Origin of the sequence: Rhizobium sp. Rhizsp42, from assembly GCF_047304155.1 — a bacterium.
GTDB lineage: Bacteria > Pseudomonadota > Alphaproteobacteria > Rhizobiales > Rhizobiaceae > Rhizobium.
On sequence record NZ_JBGLYS010000007.1, the window covers coordinates 45432 to 65118 of the forward strand.

Annotated in this window: 21 protein-coding genes; 17 read left to right on the plus strand and 4 right to left on the minus strand. The window is 56.3% G+C overall.

All coding sequences use genetic code 11. The features are described 5' to 3' along the window. Positions 1-113 precede the first annotated feature (113 nt). Positions 114-1001, plus strand: coding sequence for an NmrA family NAD(P)-binding protein (locus ACCD05_RS09345; RefSeq protein WP_148197983.1), 888 nt, complete (start codon positions 114-116; stop codon positions 999-1001). Between the two features lie 48 nt (positions 1002-1049). Then, positions 1050-1799, plus strand: coding sequence for an SDR family oxidoreductase (locus tag ACCD05_RS09350; protein WP_413392377.1), 750 nt, complete (start codon positions 1050-1052; stop codon positions 1797-1799). A gap of 37 nt (positions 1800-1836) precedes the next feature. Here ACCD05_RS09350 and ACCD05_RS09355 read toward each other — a convergent pair whose 3' ends face one another. Further along, on the minus strand, positions 1837-2466 hold the full coding sequence (locus ACCD05_RS09355; protein ID WP_162725243.1) for a TetR/AcrR family transcriptional regulator: 630 nt from the start codon (positions 2464-2466) through the stop codon (positions 1837-1839). Positions 2467-2584: 118 nt separating this feature from the next. Between ACCD05_RS09355 and hemH the strand changes: the two genes are divergently transcribed. Both hemH and ACCD05_RS09365 read left to right on the plus strand, forming a co-directional pair. Then, complete coding sequence (gene hemH, locus ACCD05_RS09360) at positions 2585-3613, plus strand: ferrochelatase (protein ID WP_413392167.1); 1029 nt, start codon at positions 2585-2587, stop codon at positions 3611-3613. 62 nt (positions 3614-3675) lie between these two features. Then, positions 3676-4167: a MarR family winged helix-turn-helix transcriptional regulator gene (locus ACCD05_RS09365; protein WP_112943943.1), complete on the plus strand. Its 492-nt coding sequence runs from the start codon at positions 3676-3678 to the stop codon at positions 4165-4167. A 483-nt stretch (positions 4168-4650) separates the two neighbouring features. Here ACCD05_RS09365 and ACCD05_RS09370 read toward each other — a convergent pair whose 3' ends face one another. Beyond that, the gene (locus tag ACCD05_RS09370) at positions 4651-5229 is read right to left on the minus strand and encodes a TetR/AcrR family transcriptional regulator (RefSeq protein WP_112943999.1); all 579 of its coding nucleotides are present in this window, start codon (positions 5227-5229) and stop codon (positions 4651-4653) included. Positions 5230-5385: 156 nt separating this feature from the next. Here ACCD05_RS09370 and ACCD05_RS09375 point away from each other — a divergent pair, with 156 nt between their 5' ends. The 12 genes from ACCD05_RS09375 (at position 5386) to ACCD05_RS09430 (ending at position 16772) form a co-directional block, all read left to right on the plus strand. Beyond that, a complete protein-coding gene (locus ACCD05_RS09375) occupies positions 5386-6072 on the plus strand; it encodes a glutathione S-transferase (RefSeq protein WP_112436154.1) in 687 nt (228 codons plus the stop codon). A 61-nt stretch (positions 6073-6133) separates the two neighbouring features. Beyond that, on the plus strand, positions 6134-7105 hold the full coding sequence (locus ACCD05_RS09380; RefSeq protein ID WP_112436155.1) for an alpha/beta fold hydrolase: 972 nt from the start codon (positions 6134-6136) through the stop codon (positions 7103-7105). Positions 7106-7317: 212 nt separating this feature from the next. Beyond that, on the plus strand, positions 7318-8502 hold the full coding sequence (locus ACCD05_RS09385) for an alkene reductase (protein WP_112943945.1): 1185 nt from the start codon (positions 7318-7320) through the stop codon (positions 8500-8502). Then, a complete protein-coding gene (locus tag ACCD05_RS09390) occupies positions 8499-9665 on the plus strand; it encodes an acyl-CoA dehydrogenase family protein (RefSeq protein WP_413392171.1) in 1167 nt (388 codons plus the stop codon). Before ACCD05_RS09385 ends, ACCD05_RS09390 begins: the two co-directional genes overlap by 4 nt. A 13-nt stretch (positions 9666-9678) precedes the next feature. Continuing rightward, positions 9679-11286, plus strand: a complete 1608-nt coding sequence (locus ACCD05_RS09395; RefSeq protein WP_413392173.1) for an ABC transporter substrate-binding protein — start codon at positions 9679-9681, stop codon at positions 11284-11286. 44 nt (positions 11287-11330) lie between these two features. After that, a complete protein-coding gene (locus tag ACCD05_RS09400) occupies positions 11331-12308 on the plus strand; it encodes an ABC transporter permease (protein ID WP_413392175.1) in 978 nt (325 codons plus the stop codon). Then, positions 12305-13177: an ABC transporter permease gene (locus ACCD05_RS09405; protein WP_413392177.1), complete on the plus strand. Its 873-nt coding sequence runs from the start codon at positions 12305-12307 to the stop codon at positions 13175-13177. Before ACCD05_RS09400 ends, ACCD05_RS09405 begins: the two co-directional genes overlap by 4 nt. A gap of 44 nt (positions 13178-13221) precedes the next feature. Continuing rightward, positions 13222-14169 carry an ABC transporter ATP-binding protein gene (locus tag ACCD05_RS09410; RefSeq protein ID WP_413392179.1) on the plus strand — a complete coding sequence of 316 codons (948 nt, stop codon included), beginning with the start codon at positions 13222-13224 and terminating at the stop codon, positions 14167-14169. After that, positions 14166-14915: an ABC transporter ATP-binding protein gene (locus tag ACCD05_RS09415; RefSeq protein WP_413392181.1), complete on the plus strand. Its 750-nt coding sequence runs from the start codon at positions 14166-14168 to the stop codon at positions 14913-14915. Before ACCD05_RS09410 ends, ACCD05_RS09415 begins: the two co-directional genes overlap by 4 nt. Positions 14916-14930: 15 nt before the next feature. Continuing rightward, positions 14931-15449: a cupin domain-containing protein gene (locus ACCD05_RS09420; RefSeq protein WP_413392183.1), complete on the plus strand. Its 519-nt coding sequence runs from the start codon at positions 14931-14933 to the stop codon at positions 15447-15449. Beyond that, positions 15439-16170 (plus strand): SDR family NAD(P)-dependent oxidoreductase, encoded by a 732-nt coding sequence (locus ACCD05_RS09425; protein WP_112943953.1) that lies wholly within the window; start codon positions 15439-15441, stop codon positions 16168-16170. Before ACCD05_RS09420 ends, ACCD05_RS09425 begins: the two co-directional genes overlap by 11 nt. Before the next feature lie 35 nt (positions 16171-16205). Next, positions 16206-16772 carry a TetR/AcrR family transcriptional regulator gene (locus ACCD05_RS09430; protein WP_112944000.1) on the plus strand — a complete coding sequence of 189 codons (567 nt, stop codon included), beginning with the start codon at positions 16206-16208 and terminating at the stop codon, positions 16770-16772. A gap of 67 nt (positions 16773-16839) precedes the next feature. Here the strand turns inward: ACCD05_RS09430 and ACCD05_RS09435 are convergent, their stop codons facing one another. Then, positions 16840-17919: a zinc-binding dehydrogenase gene (locus ACCD05_RS09435; RefSeq protein ID WP_112943954.1), complete on the minus strand. Its 1080-nt coding sequence runs from the start codon at positions 17917-17919 to the stop codon at positions 16840-16842. Between the two features lie 146 nt (positions 17920-18065). Here ACCD05_RS09435 and ACCD05_RS09440 point away from each other — a divergent pair, with 146 nt between their 5' ends. Next, complete coding sequence (locus tag ACCD05_RS09440) at positions 18066-19262, plus strand: hypothetical protein (RefSeq protein WP_148197994.1); 1197 nt, start codon at positions 18066-18068, stop codon at positions 19260-19262. Positions 19263-19395: 133 nt separating this feature from the next. Here the strand turns inward: ACCD05_RS09440 and ACCD05_RS09445 are convergent, their stop codons facing one another. Further along, entirely contained in the window at positions 19396-19674 is a 279-nt protein-coding gene (locus ACCD05_RS09445; protein WP_112943956.1) for a hypothetical protein, read from the minus strand. Between the last annotated feature and the right edge of the window lie 13 nt (positions 19675-19687).

The following is a 19687-nucleotide window of genomic DNA, read 5'->3' on the forward strand; positions in this document are numbered from 1 at the left end:
CCGAGCGCGTCGCGACATCCTCGTCGACATACGCCGTTGATAATGTGTAATTACACATATATGGTTACTTAGCGCGCGTTGAAGCGCGCCATTTTCGAATCTTGGAGTTGGCAATGGCAGACAAAATTCTGGTAACCGGGGCGACAGGCGAGACGGGCAAGTACACGGTCGCTGAGTTGTTAAAACGAGGGAAAGCGGTACGCGCCCTGGTTCATAAAATCGACGACCGGTCAGATAAGTTGAAGCGCGCTGGTGCGGAGATCGTCGTTGGTGACATGCTTGAGCATGACGACTTGATCCGAGCAACCGAAGGGATGGATGCAGCGTATTTCTGCTATCCAGTCCGGCCTGGCTTGATCCAGGCTACAGCGTACTTGGCTGACGCCGCCCGCCGCGCCAAGCTGGAACTGGTGGTTAACATGTCGCAGATCTCTGCGCGCGAAGATTCAGACAGTCACGCGGCCCGGGATCATTGGATCTCGGAACGAATTCTTGACTGGTCGGGCGTTCCTTCGACACACCTCAGGCCAACATTCTTTTCGCAGTGGTTCCTCTATCCCCATGCGCAGGCGTCGATCATCAATGAAGGCGTGATTGATTTGCCATACGGAGAGGGCCGGCACGCACCCATCGCCGCCGAAGACCAAGCTCGCTTTATCGCTCACGTTTTAGAAGAGCCAGCCAGACATGCCGGCCAGATCTATTCACTCTACGGACCGACAGAGCTTTCGCAAGCCGAGATCGCCAAGGAAATCGGAGACGCGATCGGGATCACAGTGAACTACCGCCCGACGACTATCGCCGAATACAAATCCAGACTGGAGAGTCAGGGCCTGCCGCCGTTCCTCATCCAGCACTTCTGTGCAATTGCGATCGACTACCAGAACGGGATTTTCGCGGGAGCCGACAAAATCATCGCATCGGAAACCGGAAGAGCGCCTCTGAGCGTCAAAGCTTTCGTCGATCTTCACCGCGCCGAGTTCAAGGTGGCCGCAAGATGACGGCATCTTCGCTTAACAGGCAGCAAAGTGCAGGAGCGTAGACCAGTGGTGAAGAGATTCGAAAACAAGGTTGTCGTGATCACAGGCGGTAGCACTGGCATCGGCTTAGCCACCGCAAGGTTGTTCGCTCGGGAAGGTGCCAAAGTCCTGATCATGGCCAGAAACGAAGCAGCTATGCGGTCTGCCCGCGAGAGCATCGATGGCGATGTGGAAGCCGTTTCAGGCGACATCTCGAAGCTCCGAGATCTCGAGGCGCTAGCAGCATACCTAAAGCGCAAGTATGGACGGATCGACGTCCTATTTGCGAATGCGGGCGGCGGAGTGCTTGGCCCGATGGACGCTGTCACCGAAGCCGATTTTGACAAAACCGTCGCAACTAACTTTAAAGGCACGTACTTTACGGTTCAGGCGCTACTCCCGCTGATGGGGGTCGGTACTTCGGTGGTGATCAACACATCAGTCGCCGGTTCGAAAGGTCTGCCGAACTTCAGCGTCTACTCTGCGACCAAAGCTGCTATCCGGTCTCTGGCCCGTACTTGGACAACCGATCTGAAGGGAAGGGGTATACGCGTGAATGCGATCGCCCCCGGTCATATCGACACAGACATAATGGTCCGAAACGGCATTCCGGCAGACCAAGTCGCTGGTATCAATAACGAAGTCACGAAGCAGATTCCGCTCGGCAGAATGGGGTCCGCAGAGGAAGTCGCCAACGCCGTCGCGTTTCTCGCTTCCGATGAGGCGTCCTACATAACCGGTATAGAGTTGACCGTCGATGGCGGGTGGACTCAAGTATAAACGGCGCGCCGCCGGCACGATCGTCGTGCCGGCGCGATCAAGATGCGAGCTTTCCGTCGGTCTGCCGTAGCGCGTCAAGTTCCAATGAACCCTTACATCCCGACATGTTCAGAACCATGTCTCTTACGGCAGGCCCGGTCTCGGGATGAAATCTTGAAAGCTGCGCCGCGCCGACCAACATCGAATAGATTGCACTTGCGTGATTCAAAGCCGAGCCTTCGTCGCCTCGCGGCAAGCAGGAAGCGATCGCGGCGATCCTGTCAGCTGTGTGCTTTGTGAAAGCCTCCTGAATGGACACGGATTGACGCGAGATTTCGGGAGCGAACGCAGCAGCTGCGCTTCTTGTTATGTCATCGACTGGGGCGAGCGCCCAATCACAGATGGCGTCAATGGTCTGCTCGGGAGCAAAGGCTCGTCGTTGGCAATCTGCGATAACATCCAACAAGTTGTCTTCCAGCGCTATCTCAGTCAGTTCGTCCTTCGACGAAAAGTGACGATAGAAGCCACCGGTAGTTAGTCCCACTGAGGTCATAATGTCTGCAAGAGTGGCCCCTGACAGTCCTTTCTCTCGAAAACAACGCGACGCCGCGTCCACGACGGTTCGCGTAGTTTTCTGCATCTCGCTTTTGCGTGTGCGGCGACCAATTGAGTTCTGTTCAATGGACAAATTACTTCTCCTAAGCGCTAGCAAAAAACACAAGCACCAGATATGTGGTATTGCACACATGTCTTATCACCGGTTAACGCGTGCCCGTCAACCAAACGCTGCAACAGGGACAGAACACATGGGTAGAGCCAGTCCCGCCGACCACCCGAAGGTGAACTATGGCAAGGTGGGCGTCCTGCTCGTCAATCTCGGCACGCCTGATGGCACCGACTACACCTCGATGCGCCGCTATCTCAAGGAATTCCTCACCGACAAGCGCGTCATCGAATGGTCGCCCTGGAAGTGGTATCCGATCCTCTTCGGCATCGTCCTCAACACCCGCCCGGGCAAGGTCGGCAAGGCTTACGAGCTGATCTGGAACAAGGAAAAGGACGAGAGCTATCTGCGTACCTACACCCGCAGCCAGTCCGAGTTGATGGCCGAGCGGTTGAAGGATTTGGAGAACGTCAAGGTCGACTGGGCCATGCGCTACGGCCCCCCCTCGATCGCCTCGCGCATCCAGGCGCTGAAGGACGACGGCTGCGACAGGATCGTGCTCTTCCCGCTCTATCCGCAATATGCCGCCGCCACCACCGCGACCGTCAACGACAAGGCCTTCCAGCACCTGTTGAAGATGCGCTGGCAGCCGGCGCTGCGCACCGTGCCCGATTATCACGACGACGACACCTATATCGAGGCGCTCGCCAATTCGATCACGAAGCATCTGTCGACGCTCGACTGGCAACCGGAAAAGATCATCGCCTCCTTCCACGGCATCCCCATGTCCTACTTCAAGAAGGGCGACCCCTATTACTGCCAGTGCCAGAAGACCGGCCGCCTGCTGCGCGAAAAGCTCGGTTTGTCCAAGGACCAGTTCATGGTCACCTTCCAGTCCCGCTTCGGCCCGGAAGAATGGCTGCAGCCCTATACCGACAAGACGGTGGAGCAGCTCGCCAAGGACGGAGTGAAAAAGATCGCCGTGCTGAACCCCGGCTTCGTCTCCGACTGTCTGGAGACGCTGGAAGAGATCGCCGAGCAGGCAGCGCATTCGTTCCACGAGAATGGCGGCGAGAAGTTCGCGCATATTCCGTGTCTGAACGACAGCGACGATGGGATGGCGGTGCTGGAGAAGGTGGTGCGGCGGGAATTGTTGGGGTGGACGCGCTAAACGACTTGCATATAAGGGCATATGCCCGTATATTGCTCAATAGCTGATGTGAGTGTTTTGCGATGAGTTCGAGCCTAGATTCCGAACTGCTTTCAAGCGGTAGCCAGTGTGTCTCTACGGCTATCCGCAAAGCCGCGCGAAGATCAACGCAGTTCTATGACGTTGCGCTGTCGCGGGCTGGATTGCGATCAACACAGTTTAGCATCCTCGCGGAATTGAAGAGGAGAGGGGTGCCGTGTTCTCAATCGGATCTTGCCGCTGCGCTCGTAGTCGAAAGGTCGGCCCTGGGACATAACTTACGGCCTCTCGAGAGAGAGGGGTTGATTGCCATTGTCGCGGGCGAGGCCGATGGAAGAAAGCGTTTCGTTGCTCTGACGGCTGCTGGCTTAGAAAAGCATGCGGTCGCCGAGGTCCACTGGCGTGAAGCTCAAGGAAACTTCCTTGCTGTGATTGGTCAAGAAGAAGGTTCGAGCATTCGAGACCGCATGCTGGCGATCGCCGAAAATCCGCTGCTTAGCGTCAATGTCACGAATGCAACCGTTTCGCCGAGGTGACCCCAACACCTTGCGACAGCCACCGCTGCTGGAGGTCCTCTCCCCCTATCCTCCCGGCAGCGGTGGCCCCTCCTGCCAATTTCACCCAACGGTCCATCAATGACTCCGCAAGACGGCGAAACGCTATTTCTCGATCAGCTCGCCCCTAGCGCGCGCCTTTCTGGCTCGGTCCTACGTGGTAGTGTTGTAGGCAGCCACACGATAATTCGATTGATCAATGCCGTTCATTCTTTTCACCGATACAGGACAACGATTTACGTCGAGGAGGCCGGCCGGCGGATATTCTCGGAAACGGAAGCGGTCCTCGACACAGGTACCCCGATGAGAGACATCGTCGTGCTTGAACGTGATGATGACGGTCTGATTGTCCAGATAAGCATTCGGAGTGAACCGCTAGACGCGGTTCTGTCGCTCGCGGCCCGCCTTGCCCCGCTCTTGGCTCCAGATTTGCCCCGCGACTTTTTCCTATGATTGCCGGAGGACTTACTTGGATGGCCACACGGGGAACAGCGCGGTAGCTCCGTAGGCATTCATGCAGCGATCAAAGACCTTGACATCGGCACAACCTCTAGCGATCAGCTGAGCACCCTCAACGGCCGAAAAAATAGCTACAGCGCGATCCGTAATCTCCGAGGCCCCCGCTTGGGGTGTCAACGCTTCCAAAAATGACTTGAGCCATTGAACATTTATCTCAGTGAAGCGATCGACTTCGCCTCGAACCATTTCGGGCAACTCATCCCTCTCGGCGATCATGATGCCGCAAAGGCACATGCGGTTGTCCCGTTCGAGAGCTGCTCTGAAGGCATCCGTATAGGTTTTCATCGTTTGAGCGGCGGCATCCGCGTCAAGTGGCAAGCTATCGAGAAACGCTTGTGCCTCGTCGGAATACTGTCGCGCAAGTGCCGCTCCAAGGTCGCCTTTTGTCGGGAAATGGTAGTGAACACTCGCGTTTTTGATGCCCACGGTTTTCGCAAGTTCACGGAAGCTCAGCGCGCTGTAGCCGTGGGCCTGAACCACGAGCTTTGCTTCGTCCATAATGCTTTGACGCGTATCAGTCGTCATCTCGATCACCTCTGCCTCAACTAGATATATTCCACAGCCATAACAGTCAAGAAAATTTCAACCTAGCGCTAGGTAGGTGTTGACATAGGGGCATATCAACGTTTATCGAATTACCTAGCGCTAGGTCAGTAAGACCCGCGTCTAAGGAGCACAAACATGAAAATCTATGACCGCTCAGGTTTCCCGAACCCGGCACGCATCCGTATCGTCCTGGCCGAGAAAGGCCTCGATAACGCAGTGGAATTTGTTCCCGTCGATCTGATCGGGGCAGAACATAAGCAAGAAGCGTTTCTGTCGCTCAATCCCTCGGGCGTTATTCCGCTGCTCGAGCTGGACGACGGCACGCTGATCTCCGAGGCAACGGCGATCACCGAGTACCTCGACAATCTCGATGGCAATCCAACGCTGACAGGAAATTCTCCCAAGGAGAAGGCACTGGTTCACATGATGCAGCGCCGCGCGGAAGCCTACGTACTTGATCCTATCGGCATCTATTTCCACTTCGGAACCCCAGGCCTCGGCCCGTCGTTGCAGGCTTTCAAGAGCCCGGAATGGGCCGGTCGTAAGGAATGGGCGGATCGCAACCGTGCCACAGTCGAAGAAGGCTTCCGCTACTTCAACAAAATCCTGGGTTCTTCGGACTACGTCGCCGGTGAGTTTTTCTCCATGGCAGACATCACGCTCTTCGCCGGGCTAGCTTTCGGTGATGCCGCTGGCGTCCATGTTCCGGAAGAGCTTGGCAACCTGATCGCCTGGCGCGGTCGCGTCAACTCACTGCCGAGCGTCCAGAACAGATCCGGTCAGGCCTTCCTTCCTGAAGATGCAAAGCGCCTTGGTTTCTAAAACGCGAGGTTGGCGCTCCGCGCGCCAACCGACGCACCAACCCTCAATCGAGATTAGCGATATGACAAACGAAAACAATCTGGCGGCATCGCGTCGCAACCTCCTGATTGGCGCTGCGTCGGCTGTTGCTGGCGTCGGTCTGGTGGCCGCGACCGGCACCGCGAGCGCGGCGGCCAAGGGTACGGCCGATATCAAGGTCGTTAGCAAAACAGCAAACACCATCACCACGAAGGACGGAACCCAGATCTATTATAAGGATTGGGGCAAGGGGCCGACGGTCGTGTTCACCCACGGATACCCGCTGTCTTCCGACGCGTGGGAAAATCAGATGTTCTTTCTCGCGCAGAACGGCTTTCGCGTTATCGCGCACGATCGCCGCGGTTTCGGTCGTTCGAGCCAGCCGAGCAATGGCTACGACTACGACACTTTCGCCGACGATCTCGCGACAGTTGTCGAAGCGCTTGATGTCAAGGACGCCGTCTTCGTCGGACACTCGATGGGCGGCGGTGAGGTAGCACGGTATATCGCACGCCACGGCGAGAAGCGCGTCCGCAAGGTCGCCTTCGTAGCAGCGGTTACTCCATTCCTTCTGAAGACGGACTCGAATCCGGGCGGCGTTCCCAAAGAGTTCTTCGACACGTTCCGCGCTGCGGTCACAACAGACCGTTCGCAGTGGAACAAAGACGTTTCGATGCCCTACTATAACTATAACAGAACGGGCGCGAAGGTATCCGAGGGTGTTCGCGAGGAATATTGGCGTCAGGGCCAGGCGACTGGTTTCATGGCGGCGTATCATGCCCTCGGAGCATTCTCGGAAACCGACTTCAGAGACGATCTCAAGAAGATCACGGTGCCGGCACTTGTGATCCACGGAAGCGACGACCAGATCGTTCCGATCGAACTGTCCGGCAAGCTCGCCGTCACTTACCTCAAGAACGGCAAGCTGAAAATCTACGAAGGCGGCTCTCACGGTTTGATCGTGACTGACAAGGAAAAACTTAACGCCGATCTGCTCGAGTTTGCCAAGGCGTAAATCCTCAGAAACGTCACCCAAGGAAGGGTCCACCAATGTCGGTGGGCCCTTTTACTGTTTGCAGTATCGGCACAGACGACGAGAATTTGAATCTCATTTAGGGGCATATAAGACTAAATATAATCTAGATAATAGATGGAGATTAAAAAGGCTGGCACTTCAGAAAACCCGTCCGTAAAGACAGACTGTTCTGGCTTTAGAAGGGGAAAATCATGAAGCTGTTAGAGCCGCTAAGCCTGGCGTCGTTCAGGCTAAAGAACCGGATTGTGATGGCCCCGCTGGCGCGTGCCCGAGGGGATGAGGCTAGAGCGCCAAAACAAATCGTTGCGACGCACTACGCGCAACGAGCATCCGCAGGCCTCATCATTACGGAGGCAAACCACGTCTCCACGCAAAGTGCAACCCGCGCGACAGCAACCGCGCATCACAACGAACGCCAGAGTAGTGCATGGCGAAATGTAGTCGAAGAGGTTCACAGCGCGGGCGGTTTGATCTTCCAGCAAATCTATCATGTCGGACGAAAGTCCCTTCTGTCTAATACGCCAGGTAGGCAAGCTCCGGTCGCACCGTCTGCGCTAGCCGCGTATGGCGGCATAATGACGGAGAACGGCCTCGAGGAATTTCCGGTGCCGCGGCCGCTGGAGTTTGAAGAAATACCTGGCATCGTAGAGGATTATCGGCGATCGGTGATCCTTGCGAGGGAAGCGGGCTTCGATGGCGTTGAGATTCTCGCGGGGAACGGGTTTCTCATCGACCAGTTCCTAAGGGACTCTGCCAATCAGAGAACTGACCTGTATGGCGGTCCTATCGAAAATCGCGCTCGCTTGCTTCTTGAGATCGTTGATGCCGCGATCGCCGAGCTCGGTGCTCATCGAATTGGCGTACGCCTGTCCCCACATTTCAGAGCTGACCGGATCAGCGATTCCAATCCCCGCGCGACGTTCAGCTACGTAGCTTCTGAACTGAACAAGCGCGAAGTCGCATATATCCATCTCTTGGAAGGCACATCTTATGACGAGAGCGGTGATGTGCCGCTCTACAAGCGCCTGGTGTCCAAGGCGTCCAACGGATCCGGCCCGCGCCCAGGTGAAGACTTTCTCGCTCCTGTGATCCGAAGCCTATTCCACGGTGTCCTGATATTGAACAGCGGCTATGACCGGGAAAGTGCGGAAGAGGTGGTTGCCAGCGGACTCGCAGATGCAGTGTCCTTCGGCAAGTTATTTATCGCCAACCCCGACTTACCGCGTCGTTTTCAACTCGGTGCGCCCCTTAACGAGGCTGACACATCGACGTATTACACGAATGGTCCTGAAGGCTACATCGACTACCCTTTTCTTGATCAAGATGCCACTCCGGAAGCACTGCCGAACGTACTGCAGTCAGGAGGGCAGCTATGACAAGTCACGACAAATCCGTTCGATCGATATTGGATGACGATCTTCTCGCCAAGCTGCGATCGAATTTTTCCCAAACCGCAGCGCTCCACGATCGCGACGCTTCTTTTCCTTACGATAACTTCCGCTTACTGGCTGAGCACAAGTTGATTGCTCTCACAGTCCCGCGAGAGCTGGGCGGACTAGGTGGCGGAATTCGAGATGCGGTGAAGCTTGTTTCGGCCGTCGGTGCCGGTGAGGCATCGACGGGATTGCTCGTCGCGATGAATTGCCTAATGCACCACGTGATGGGCAAAACGCGACCGCCAGTTTACGACGAAATAGCCGCTTCGGCCGTCGAAGGGGACGGGATTTTGAACGCCTTGCAGGCTGAACCCGATCTCGGTTCCACTGTCCGAGGTGGTCTTCCGGGGACGTATGTCACGCGACAGAATTCCGGCGGGTGGAAGCTGAACGGTAGAAAAGCATATGCGACTGGTAGTCCGATAGTTAAGTGGTGGCTCACGCTCGCCAGAACCGACGAAGAGCAGCCCAAGGTCGGCACGGTTGTCGTACCAGCGCGGGCTGAGGGACTTACTGTGGTACCGACATGGAACCACGCTGGTTTGCGCGCAACCGCCAGCCACGAAATCAGGTTCGACGATGTCTGGCTTGCCGAAAACGCGGCTACCGGATTCTTTACACCTGGCTCGCCTGAGGCAATTGCACGTCGTGCGACAATCGATCTTTGGTCGTGTTTGTTGACCGCTGCGCTTTACGACGGAATCGCGTCTGCCGGCCGGGATTGGGTGCGCCGATTTCTCTTGGAAAGAACGCCATCGAATCTTGGCGCAGCACTGGCAACAGTACCGCGACTGCAGGGAGTTCTCGGCGAGATCGAAACGCTTCTGATGATAAATCGGTCGCTTATCGACGGCTGTGCAGCAGCTGCGGAGGTTGCTCCTACGCCTGACGCTATCAGTGCACAAATGGTCAAGCATGTCGTCACCACCAATGCCGTGAAGGCATTGGAACTGGCGCTCAGTATCTCAGGAAATCACGGGCTCGACAAAGACAACCCGCTTGAACGGCACTATCGAGACGCACTCTGCGGACGTGTCCATGCACCTCAATCTGACACCATTCTTGTGAATGCCGGTCGTGTGTCTCTTTCCGCAGCCGTATGATTGGAGAAGTTCTGTGAGCACGATACTGAACATCAACCGAAGGACTTTCTTGGCTGGCGTGGCTGCGGTGACACTTGTGCCGGGTTACACCAGAGCTGATGAAAGCCCAGTCAAAGGTGGGACGCTAGTTGCGGTTTCACACCCTGGCGAGCCGAACGTCTTGACAGCAGCGATTGTGCAAACTGGCCAGGTCCAGAGCGTTTCCTCCAAAATTTTTGACGGATTGATCCGATACGGTGAGAATTTCGCGATAGAACCCGAGTTGGCGCAGAGCTGGGAAACTAGCGAAGACGGTAAGGCACTGACCTTGCATCTTCGACCAGGAGTACGTTGGCACGACGGTGAAACCTTCACCTCCGCTGACGTCAAGTACACGTTTGACGAGGTCTGGATGAAAATCCATCCACGCGCTCGTGCTACGTTTGCCTCGGTCGAAACGGTGGAGGTTCCCGATCCGCTTACCGTGGTTTTTAGACTTCGGAACCCATCCGGCGTTATCCTTGGCGCGCTCAATTCGGTTGAGCTGACGGTGCTGCCAAAACATCTTTACGAGGGCACTGACGTACTGAAAAATCCCTACAACAGTGCGCCAGTAGGAACCGGCCCATTCCGCTTTAAAGAGTGGGCCAGAGGAGACAAGATTGTCCTGGAGCGCAACCCTGATTACTGGGACACCGGAAAACCGCATCTCGACCGTATCGTCTATCGCGTGATTCCTGATGCCACTTCGCGGTTTGCGGCGTTCCAAGCCGGTGATGTAGAATTCGGCACTCTCTCTCCAATCTCAATCAACGACTTAGCGGCTGCCACGGACAACAGCAAACTCCACGTGGAGTTTGGTGGCTACGAGTGGCTCGCATCCGCGGTCGTCGCAGAATTCAATGTCCGGCGGCCGCCGTTTAACGACGTCAGGGTCAGAAGGGCAGTCGCCCACGCCGTCGATTTAAACGCAATGTCCAAGGTTACGACCCGGGGCACCGGTAGACCGGGTACATCTCCCGTACTTTCGACACAAACCAACTTCTACGAAGATCACGGGCTACCTAGCTACCCGTTCGATCGGGCCAAAGCGGAGCAGTTGCTTGACGAGGCCGGATTACCAGCGGGTAGCGACGGCGTACGTTTCTCCATAACTCTCGACTGGCTCCCTTTCGGCGAAAATTTCCTTCGGTATGGGGAGTTCATCCGCCAGTCGTTGAAGCGGGTGGGGATCGATGTGACCCTACGAAATCAGGACCTCGCACAGTTCTTTCGGCGGGTCTATTCTTTGAACGATTTCGATTTCCTTGTGTCTCACCGCGCCGGATTCGGCGATCCGCAGATCGGCATTGACCGCGTATTCTGGTCAAAGGCGATCCTCAAGGACGTGCCTTGGTCAAACGCCTCCGGCTACAGCAACACTAAGATGGATGGGCTAATCGAGGCGGCTCATGCTGCCCCAACGGAAAGCGAGCGAGTGGCGATCTACAAGAGAGTGCAGATCCAAGCACAGACCGATCTGCCACATTTCACGCTCCTGGAAAACAAACAATACACAGTCGCTTCAGCGCGTCTACGGGGAGTGTCGAGGGGCTCGAACAGTGCATATGACTCCCTCAAGAACGCGTGGTTGTCATCGTGACAGACGGGGCTCACGAACCGAGCGTTTCTGCGCGAAGACAGAGCGTGTCGCCGCGATTGCGCTATCTCGCAATACGAATCATCCAGGTGGTTCCGACGTTGCTGCTCGTCGTCCTATTCTCATTCGTGCTCTTGCACCTTGCACCTGGCGACCCAGCCCAAGTCCTGGCAGGCGAAGCGGGAGGTGCCACGCCCGAGTACCTGTCTCAACTAAGGATGAGTTATGGCTTGGACAAACCTGTCTACGTTCAATTCGTCTTGTACGTTCAGAATGTGTGTCGAGGTAACCTTGGGTTTTCATTCCGCGCTAACATGCCTGTGCTGGAATTGATCTCAGCAAGACTCACGCCCACATTGTTGCTTGCGGGCGCATCGCTCATCATCGCCATGTCGGTAGGACTGGTGGCAGGGGCAATCGCCGCCCTGTACCGCGGCAAGGCGATTGACATTCTTATCAGCAACACGGCGCTTGCAGTCTACGCTACGCCGAGCTTCCTTTTGGGCATTGGTCTGATCGTTCTGCTTTCATTACACCTCGAACTGCTTCCGACCGGTGGCTACGTCGATGTCTCCAGTGACGCCGGCTGGATCGCTTACCTCTCGAGTTTGACAAAGCACTTGGTCATGCCCGCGGTCGCGCTTGGAGCGTTTTATGCCGCGATTTATGCACGCTTTGTTCGAGCTGCCATGCTTGAGGTTTACACGCATCAGCATGTGAGCGGCGCGCGCGCCAGGGGGCTATCGCATTTTCAGATCGCCATTCGTCATGTTTTGCGAAACTCCCTATTGCCTTTCGTGACATTGGTGGGCCTTCAAGCGGGTTCCATACTGAGCGGAGCTATTCTGGTCGAAACGGTCTTTGCTTGGCCAGGGCTTGGACGCCTTGCTTACGAAGCCATGCAGCAGCGCGACTACAACCTTCTGTCGGGATTGGTCCTGTGCAGTGGGTTAGTTGTAATGGCCGTCAACGTGGCAGTCGATGCCGTTTACGCTGTCCTCGATCCGAGGATTGAACTACGATGACACCAAAGAGTGACCAACTATCAAATAGGCATGTCGTAGGGTGGTTGCGCCCCGCAATTCGGCGCTGGCCAGCATCGCTGCGGATTGGCCTCCTTTTATTGCTCGTCCAGGTACTCGTCGCCGTATTTGCCGACTACCTTTATCCCGGGGATCCCTTCGATCTTGTCGGAATGCCTTTCACGCCGCCAGGCGATGATCCACTCTTCCCACTCGGAACGGATATTCTTGGAAGAGATATCGCCGCCATGCTCGCTCATGGTGCCCGGACTTCGCTCGCAATCGGTTTAATCGCCACGCTGGTAGCGAGCGCTATCGGAACCTGCCTTGGTCTTATAGCCGGGTATGTTGGCGGCTGGTTTGACCACCTTATCATGCGGTTCACCGAGCTGTTCCAGGTGGTGCCACATTTTCTACTCGCGATGATCCTCCTCTCGATCATGGGGCCGCAGCTTCCGAACATCGTGATGGCGGTCGGGCTCACCAGTTGGTCAATGGTCGCTAGAATGGTCAGGGCCGAAACGCTCAAAATCCGCGAAATGGACTTCGTGAAGATAGCGGTCGTTATGGGTGGTGGTCACGCGCGGGCTGTCCTCATCCATGTTCTTCCAAACACGCTCGGACCTATCGTCACCGCCGCATCCATCCTGTCTTCGCTCGCGGTGCTCACCGAGGCCGGGCTTGCCTTTCTCGGGCTCAACGACAGCAACTTCGTGAGCTGGGGCGGCATGATGGGAACGTCGAGAGATGCCCTTCTTACCGCACCGTACATGACGATCATTCCGGGGCTCGCCATCGTGACCACGGTCGGCGCTCTTAGTCTGGTCGGCGACGGTGTCTCAAAGCTAACAGCGCGGGGTGGTGGCGTATGACGAACCAGACAGTGCTCGGTGCGAGGGACTTAGGAGTGTCAATAATGGGGCCGCTGGGGCCTTCAGAGGCTGTTCGTGGTATCGACATCGAACTCTACCGTGGCGAAACGTTGGGTATCGTCGGCGAGTCTGGCTGCGGAAAGTCGCTCACTGCCTTGGCATTATCGGGCCTACTGCCTGATGGCGTACGGATTTCACGCGGGCAGATCAGTATCCTTGGTGAGGTCGCCACGGAATACGATGAAGCTCTTTGGCGGCGAGTACGAGGCCGAAGTGTTGCCCTGATCTTTCAAGACCCAATGGCGATGCTAAATCCTGTGCTGACCATCGGAGCACAGATCTGCGAGGCGATTCAAGCCCACAAGACAATCAGATGGTCGGACGCCAGGCGGGAGGCCGTTAGCCTCCTCGGAAGGGTGAGACTACCGGATCCGCAGCGCATAGTGGATTGCTACCCACACCAGCTTTCTGGCGGAATGGCACAGCGCGTAGCGATCGCTATAGCGATAGCCAACAGGCCCGACATCCTGATTGCGGACGAACCAACGACGGCGCTCGACGCAACAGTACAGATTGAAATTCTTGCGTTGCTCAAAGATATCCAGCGTGAGACCGGAATGGCAATTCTCATCGTGAGCCACGACCTTGAGCTTATAGCCCGATGGGCGGATCGAGTGCTCGTCATGTACGCCGGCAAGGCGGTCGAGGTTCGGTCCGCTCGCGATATCCTCACAAAGGCCAGTCACCCATACACCCTTGCTTTGATCGCGTCGCGGCCGAGACGGCGACTTAACTACGGGAGGCGGCAACGGCTTGAGGAAATTCCCGGCCGGGTCCCCTTGCCGAGTGAACGGTTGAGTGGTTGTGGGTTTGCCGAGCGCTGCGCAGTGGCAGACGACCAATGCAAGAGCAATGCGCCGGATGGCCATCAAATCGAAGACGGAACAGTCTGGTGCCACCATGCGATTGGATGCGAGGCGATTGCACAATGACACGTACGATACTTCGGGCGGCAGGCCTCACTGTTTCATACGGCGTCGGCCAACGTAAACGGAGAGCCTTGGATGCTGTCGATCTCGACATAGAACGAGGCGAAGTCCTCGCAGTTGTAGGGGGATCTGGGTCGGGAAAATCTACGCTGGCGCGCTCGCTGATAGGCATGACAGTTGCCGGTGGGTCTATTGAGCTTGATGGTGAAACTGTAACCGTTTCTGCCGCATCGCGAACGCTGCAGCAGCGACAAAAAATTGGGATGGTTTTCCAGAGTTCGAGCGTCGCTTTCAATCCGAGGCATGCCGTCGAAGCCATACTGAACGAGCCGTTGCGACTTCTGGGTTCAAGGGGCGCGTTTACTTCGGCTACAGAGCTATTAGGTATGGTTGGTCTGCCTCCCGCGCTGCTCCGCAGATATCCCTGGGAGTTGTCGGGTGGTCAACGGCAACGGGTCGGCATAGCAAGAGCTCTGGCTGTCAGTCCCGATCTTTTGATTTGCGATGAAGCTGTCTCTGCACTCGATGTCTCGGTCCAGGCGCAAATTCTCAATTTGCTCACGGATCTCCAACACCAGGTCGGTCTTTCCATCCTCTTCATATCGCACGATCTATCGGTGGTATCCTACATCGCTGACCGCATCGCGGTGATGCGAGATGGAAAGATCGTTGAAAGCGGCCCGGCCGATCATGTGCTGGACCGCGCAACGCACGAATACACTCGACGACTTTTGGATGCATCTCTCTAACGAAACGGATTACACATGTCCAAGCATCACAGTGATTGGAAGCACCACGGAGTTCAGGTGATCAAGGGAGATCAGCTCGATCCTGGCACGGCGCAGACGCCGGGCATGTTTCGACAAGCTGCCATCAATCACGCGCGTGTCGGAGCGCAGAAAATCTGGGCAGGAACAGTTTCTATCGCTCCCGATGCTAAAACCGGCGTGCATCATCATGGAGAGTTGGAGAGCGTAATCTTCATCGTTCGAGGCAAAGCCCGCATGCGGTGGGGCGAGAAATTGGAGTATGTGGCCGAAGCTGGGCCGGGAGACTTCATCTTTGTGCCACCCTTTGTACCGCACCAAGAAATTAACGCTGATCCTGACAACGTACTCGAGTGCGTCCTTGTTCGCTCTGACAACGAAGCTGTTGTCGTGAATATCCCTGACGTTGAGCCAGTCGAACATCCTGAAACTGTACATTGGATCGACCCGATCCACCGGCAGGGCTCGTTCGAATCTGCGACATCCGAAGATAGGAAGGTTGAAAATGACTATTAAGAAGAGCGCCCTGATCGTAGGTGTAGGCGACTATGATGGTCTCGGTGCCGCTATCGCTCGCAGGTTCACATCGGAAGGCATTGCGGTCTGTGTCGCAGGCCGCAACGCATCGAAACTGGAAACTACGGCTGCACGTCTATCGGAGACTGGCGCAACGGTGGCCTCGGTTGTGGGCGATATTTCGGTGGCAGCGGACGCGGCGCGATTTGTCGAGACAGCCGCCTCTCTGGGGCAATTGACCTTCGCCGCTCAAAACGCAGGTTCGAACCGCCCGAGTCCGTTCCTATCGCTCGATGAGGCTGAATTCGAAGCACACTGGCGCGAACACACTCTCGGCGGATTCCAATTGGCCAAGCACGTTCTGCCCGAGTTCCTCGAACATGGGAGTGGCACCTTGGCATTCACGGGTGCCAGCGGCTCGTTGCGAGGGAAGGCCAAATTCGCTCCGTTCGCGGTAGCGAAGGCCGGTCTCCGTGCGCTTGCCCAAAGTCTAGCAAGAGAGTTCGGCCCTTCCGGCATACATGTTGCCCATATCGTCATTGATGGCGGCATCGATGGCCAAAGGCTTTTATCACGAGCGCCTCATCTCCGAGCCGAGCGGGGAGCCGACGGATTGCTCAATGTGGATGCCATCGCCGAAGCTTTCTGGTTTACGCACAGTCAGCACCGCAGTGCCTGGACGTTGGAGCTTGATCTCAGGCCATGGGCCGAAAACTTCTAGTCATGTATCGAAGACTGCACGGAGTAGAAGCAAAAATGTCCTCATCCCCGCGTTCCCATATACTGCAGGCAGCCGAGATGCTTTTCTACGGAAATGGCATAAGGGCGGTCGGAATTGATCGTTTGGTTGAAGCCGCGAATGTGGCCAAGGCCACGCTCTACAGGCATTTCTCCTCAAAAGATTTGCTAATAATTGCCTATCTAGACCAACGTCACAGTCGTGTCGTATCAGACTTTACCGCGGCGATGGCCGAAAGCGACGACCCGTTCGATCAAGTTACATCGATCTTTCGTGATTTGCATTCCAAGGCGAGCGTTCCTGGATTCAGGGGATGCGCGTTCGCGCTCGCCGTTGCCGAATGTGGCGACATTGATGGCGTTGCCGAAACAGCGAGCAAACACAAAGCATTCGTGAGGGGCATTTTTGGGAGGATCGCGTCTGCTGTGCGCGGAGACGCAACATCGTTGGCCCTACGGATGGCGATTCTGTACGAAGGTGCTATTGCCACCATGGCGATCGAAAGAAACCCTGAAATAGCTATCACAGCTCGCGACTGTTGTCTGGATCTCATTGAGCGCCAGAGACAGACGGCATTCCACTGATAACCTCGGGATCGCCTGAAGACCCTACGCGGCTTGGGCGATAACCAGCCCAAGCCGCTACCAGCACTTAGCGATAGGACAGATTAACCGCGATCTTGCCGTGAACACCCGACGCCTGCCGGAGTTTCGAAAGCCCAGCGTTGATGGCTTCGACAGACGATACGATTTCTTCGCTGACCACTGGCCGGACTAGGTCTTTAACGTGCCACCTCATCGAAGCCGCCATAGCACCACGGAGGAAGTCCTTGGTGGCCTCTTCGATCACGCGAGATCCCATAAAGTAGTCCAGCACGTTCGCATTGATGTGCTTCGCACTTTTTTCTGCGAGAATTGCGTCAACCGGGCTTTCGGTTATCTGGGTCCGGCTGGTGCGTCCAGGTCCAACTCCCAGGACAACCCATTTGCCCCCATGGCGAACTGCCTTAGCAGATCCGACATAGCTCTGTTCTGAATAGGTCGGGTCGAACACCACATCTGCACCCCTACCGTCTGTCAGATCGAGAACCCGCTGCGTAGTATCTTCCAGCTTGTAGTCGAGGACTGTGTGAGCGCCACTCCTAAGAATAAGCTCCTTCGATCCGTTCGAACTGCCACTCGAAATCACCTTCTCTGCACCCAACGCGTTCGCCGCCATTTGAATTGCCAGATGACCAACGCCTCCTGCACCGCCCGGGATGTAGACCGTGTCGCCCGGTCGCACGTGTTCGAACAGGCCCAAATATGCGGCAAGGAAGCAGACGGGAAGCGCGCCGGCGTCGGCGAAGGATACCGCTTCTGGCTTCTTCGCGGAAAGGTATTCGCGGGCAACCGCGTAGCCTCCGGAGCCCCCGGTGGCCCAGCCTCCGTTGCCGTTACAGTCTGACATTGCAACGACTGAATCGCCGACAGCATAGTCTTTGACATCTTTTCCAACGGCCACAACCGTTCCCGAGACATCAAAACCCAATGCTACCGGAGGAGTGTTTCCAAAAAAGTTGAGGTCGGCGAGTTTGAATTCGAGCGGATTAAGCGACGAACCTATCACTTTGATAAGCAATTCGTCAGGTCGAGGCGCGGGGATTTCGCGTGGGAACGCGACTAGAGGAAAGCTGTTCTTGTCGCCGGTGTAGCCGATCGCTTCATAGGTAGTGGGATGCGCCATTGCCATGGCAAAACTCCTTCTGGACAAAATACGGGCATATGCCCATAAATGTTGTGCTCGCTGCTGTCCATGCTTTCTCGTGGGGATCACGGTCTTGTGCAGTAACAGCGGTGCAGCGCTCGGGTCTAAATTGGTTCTCAAAGGAGGGCAGCATGTTGGAACGCACTCAGCACGAGAATGGCCTTACGCTTCTTCAGGGAGTGAACGTGTGGGAGATGGTGGACGCCATCGCGCCGGCGTTAGCGTTAGAAAATAGTATGGAACTGCGAATGGGCCTATGGAATCGATTGGTCGCGCTTGAGCTCGTGGGTTCCGTCGTGGCGTTGCCTGCCGGTGGCGCGCTGGCGGTTCCATTTGAGGGCAGGGTGCGATGGACGCGCCCAGGCGCTCCCGAGGCACGAAACGTCGATTTGAACGAACTTCTAAGAGACGATCTTGCGTTCGCGGAGCTTTACTGGCGGGAACTCACGTCTCAAGAGACGCTTGACCAAGCGTTCGCAATTGTGTCTCCCGTATACCAATCAACCCGCGGCCTGTCGCCGGCGCGGTTTTCGAAGCTCATGTCTTACGCGCCTTTAATCGAAAAGATCGCGTACAAACATGTGACAATGATCTCCATGCTCTTGGACCGAGCTAGGCCTAACATCATAGATAGCTTGAGCAAAGGCGGCTACCAGACGCGCGAGATCGTGGCCTACTGGCAAGCGGTGCGGATCATGGGAGTTCTCACATTGCTAGCCAGTGAGCCAGGTGCTGGTGTCTGGCTTGCTGAGATGTCCAAGGAGTTTCGTTGGACGACGTGGACGCCGAGCTTCTGGCTTGTCCGGGAGCGATCAAGTGGGCTAGCGCTGGCTGCAGGGCATTCAGCCGAAGCTTTCGGGCCGAGCGCGCTCGATGCGTATGGCGAGATGCTCGGCGCTGCCGACCACCCGATGCGCGCATTCGATGCGCTTTTTGGCATTTGTGCGATCGGCCGAGGAAGTACGGAGCTCGCGGCATCCGCGATCGCGACGATTGAACAGCAGCGAAAGAGACATTTCGTCACAATACGGGATCATGCCGAATATTTTTCGGCCCTCCATGGAGGGGCGCTGGAAATGCTTCAGCGCGTGGGGAATGAAAAGAAGTCCCGACGCCAAGAGACCACCAATGTCCAGATACTAGATGACCCCGCGACGTTCCTCGCCAACGGGGACCTGGTAGGCTTCAAGTACCTAGAAGGGCTGGGATCGTTAGAGGACACGTTTCGCAGAGTGTTTGCTACATCGTCTCAGCGGGAGATCACGGAAAGGGGGATCATCCGTTGGTTTCGGTCAACTTGGGCACCCCAAGAGCGAACGTTTCATTAAAACTTTCTCAGAATACCGGGAAGCCCGGTCCTTCAGGACCGGGAGTGTCTGCCCAAACACGCTACCGATGCGAGTTTTCGGATGTCGTCAAAGCCGGATGCAGCTCCGACGCGTCGTCCTGCCGGCAAACGTTTCACCGCGCAAAGAAACTCACCACCACGTAAGCTAGGAAGCCGCCCGTCAACATTCCTAGAACGAACACGTCCAGCATCGTGAACTCGAATATTCCTAAACTCGCCGTCCCATTGGCCTCGGTCTGGCCCCTCTGCTCACTCGGATTGGGCTGGGGTGAAACAGGATTGGCGGGCTTGTGGCTAACTTTTGTGAACGGCAAAATCTGGGCTGATTGCAGCGCCTGGTGAGGCTTGGCACTTTGGCTCCCGGTTGCGCCTTCGTCTTCGTACGTCGCCATCTGAACATCTCTC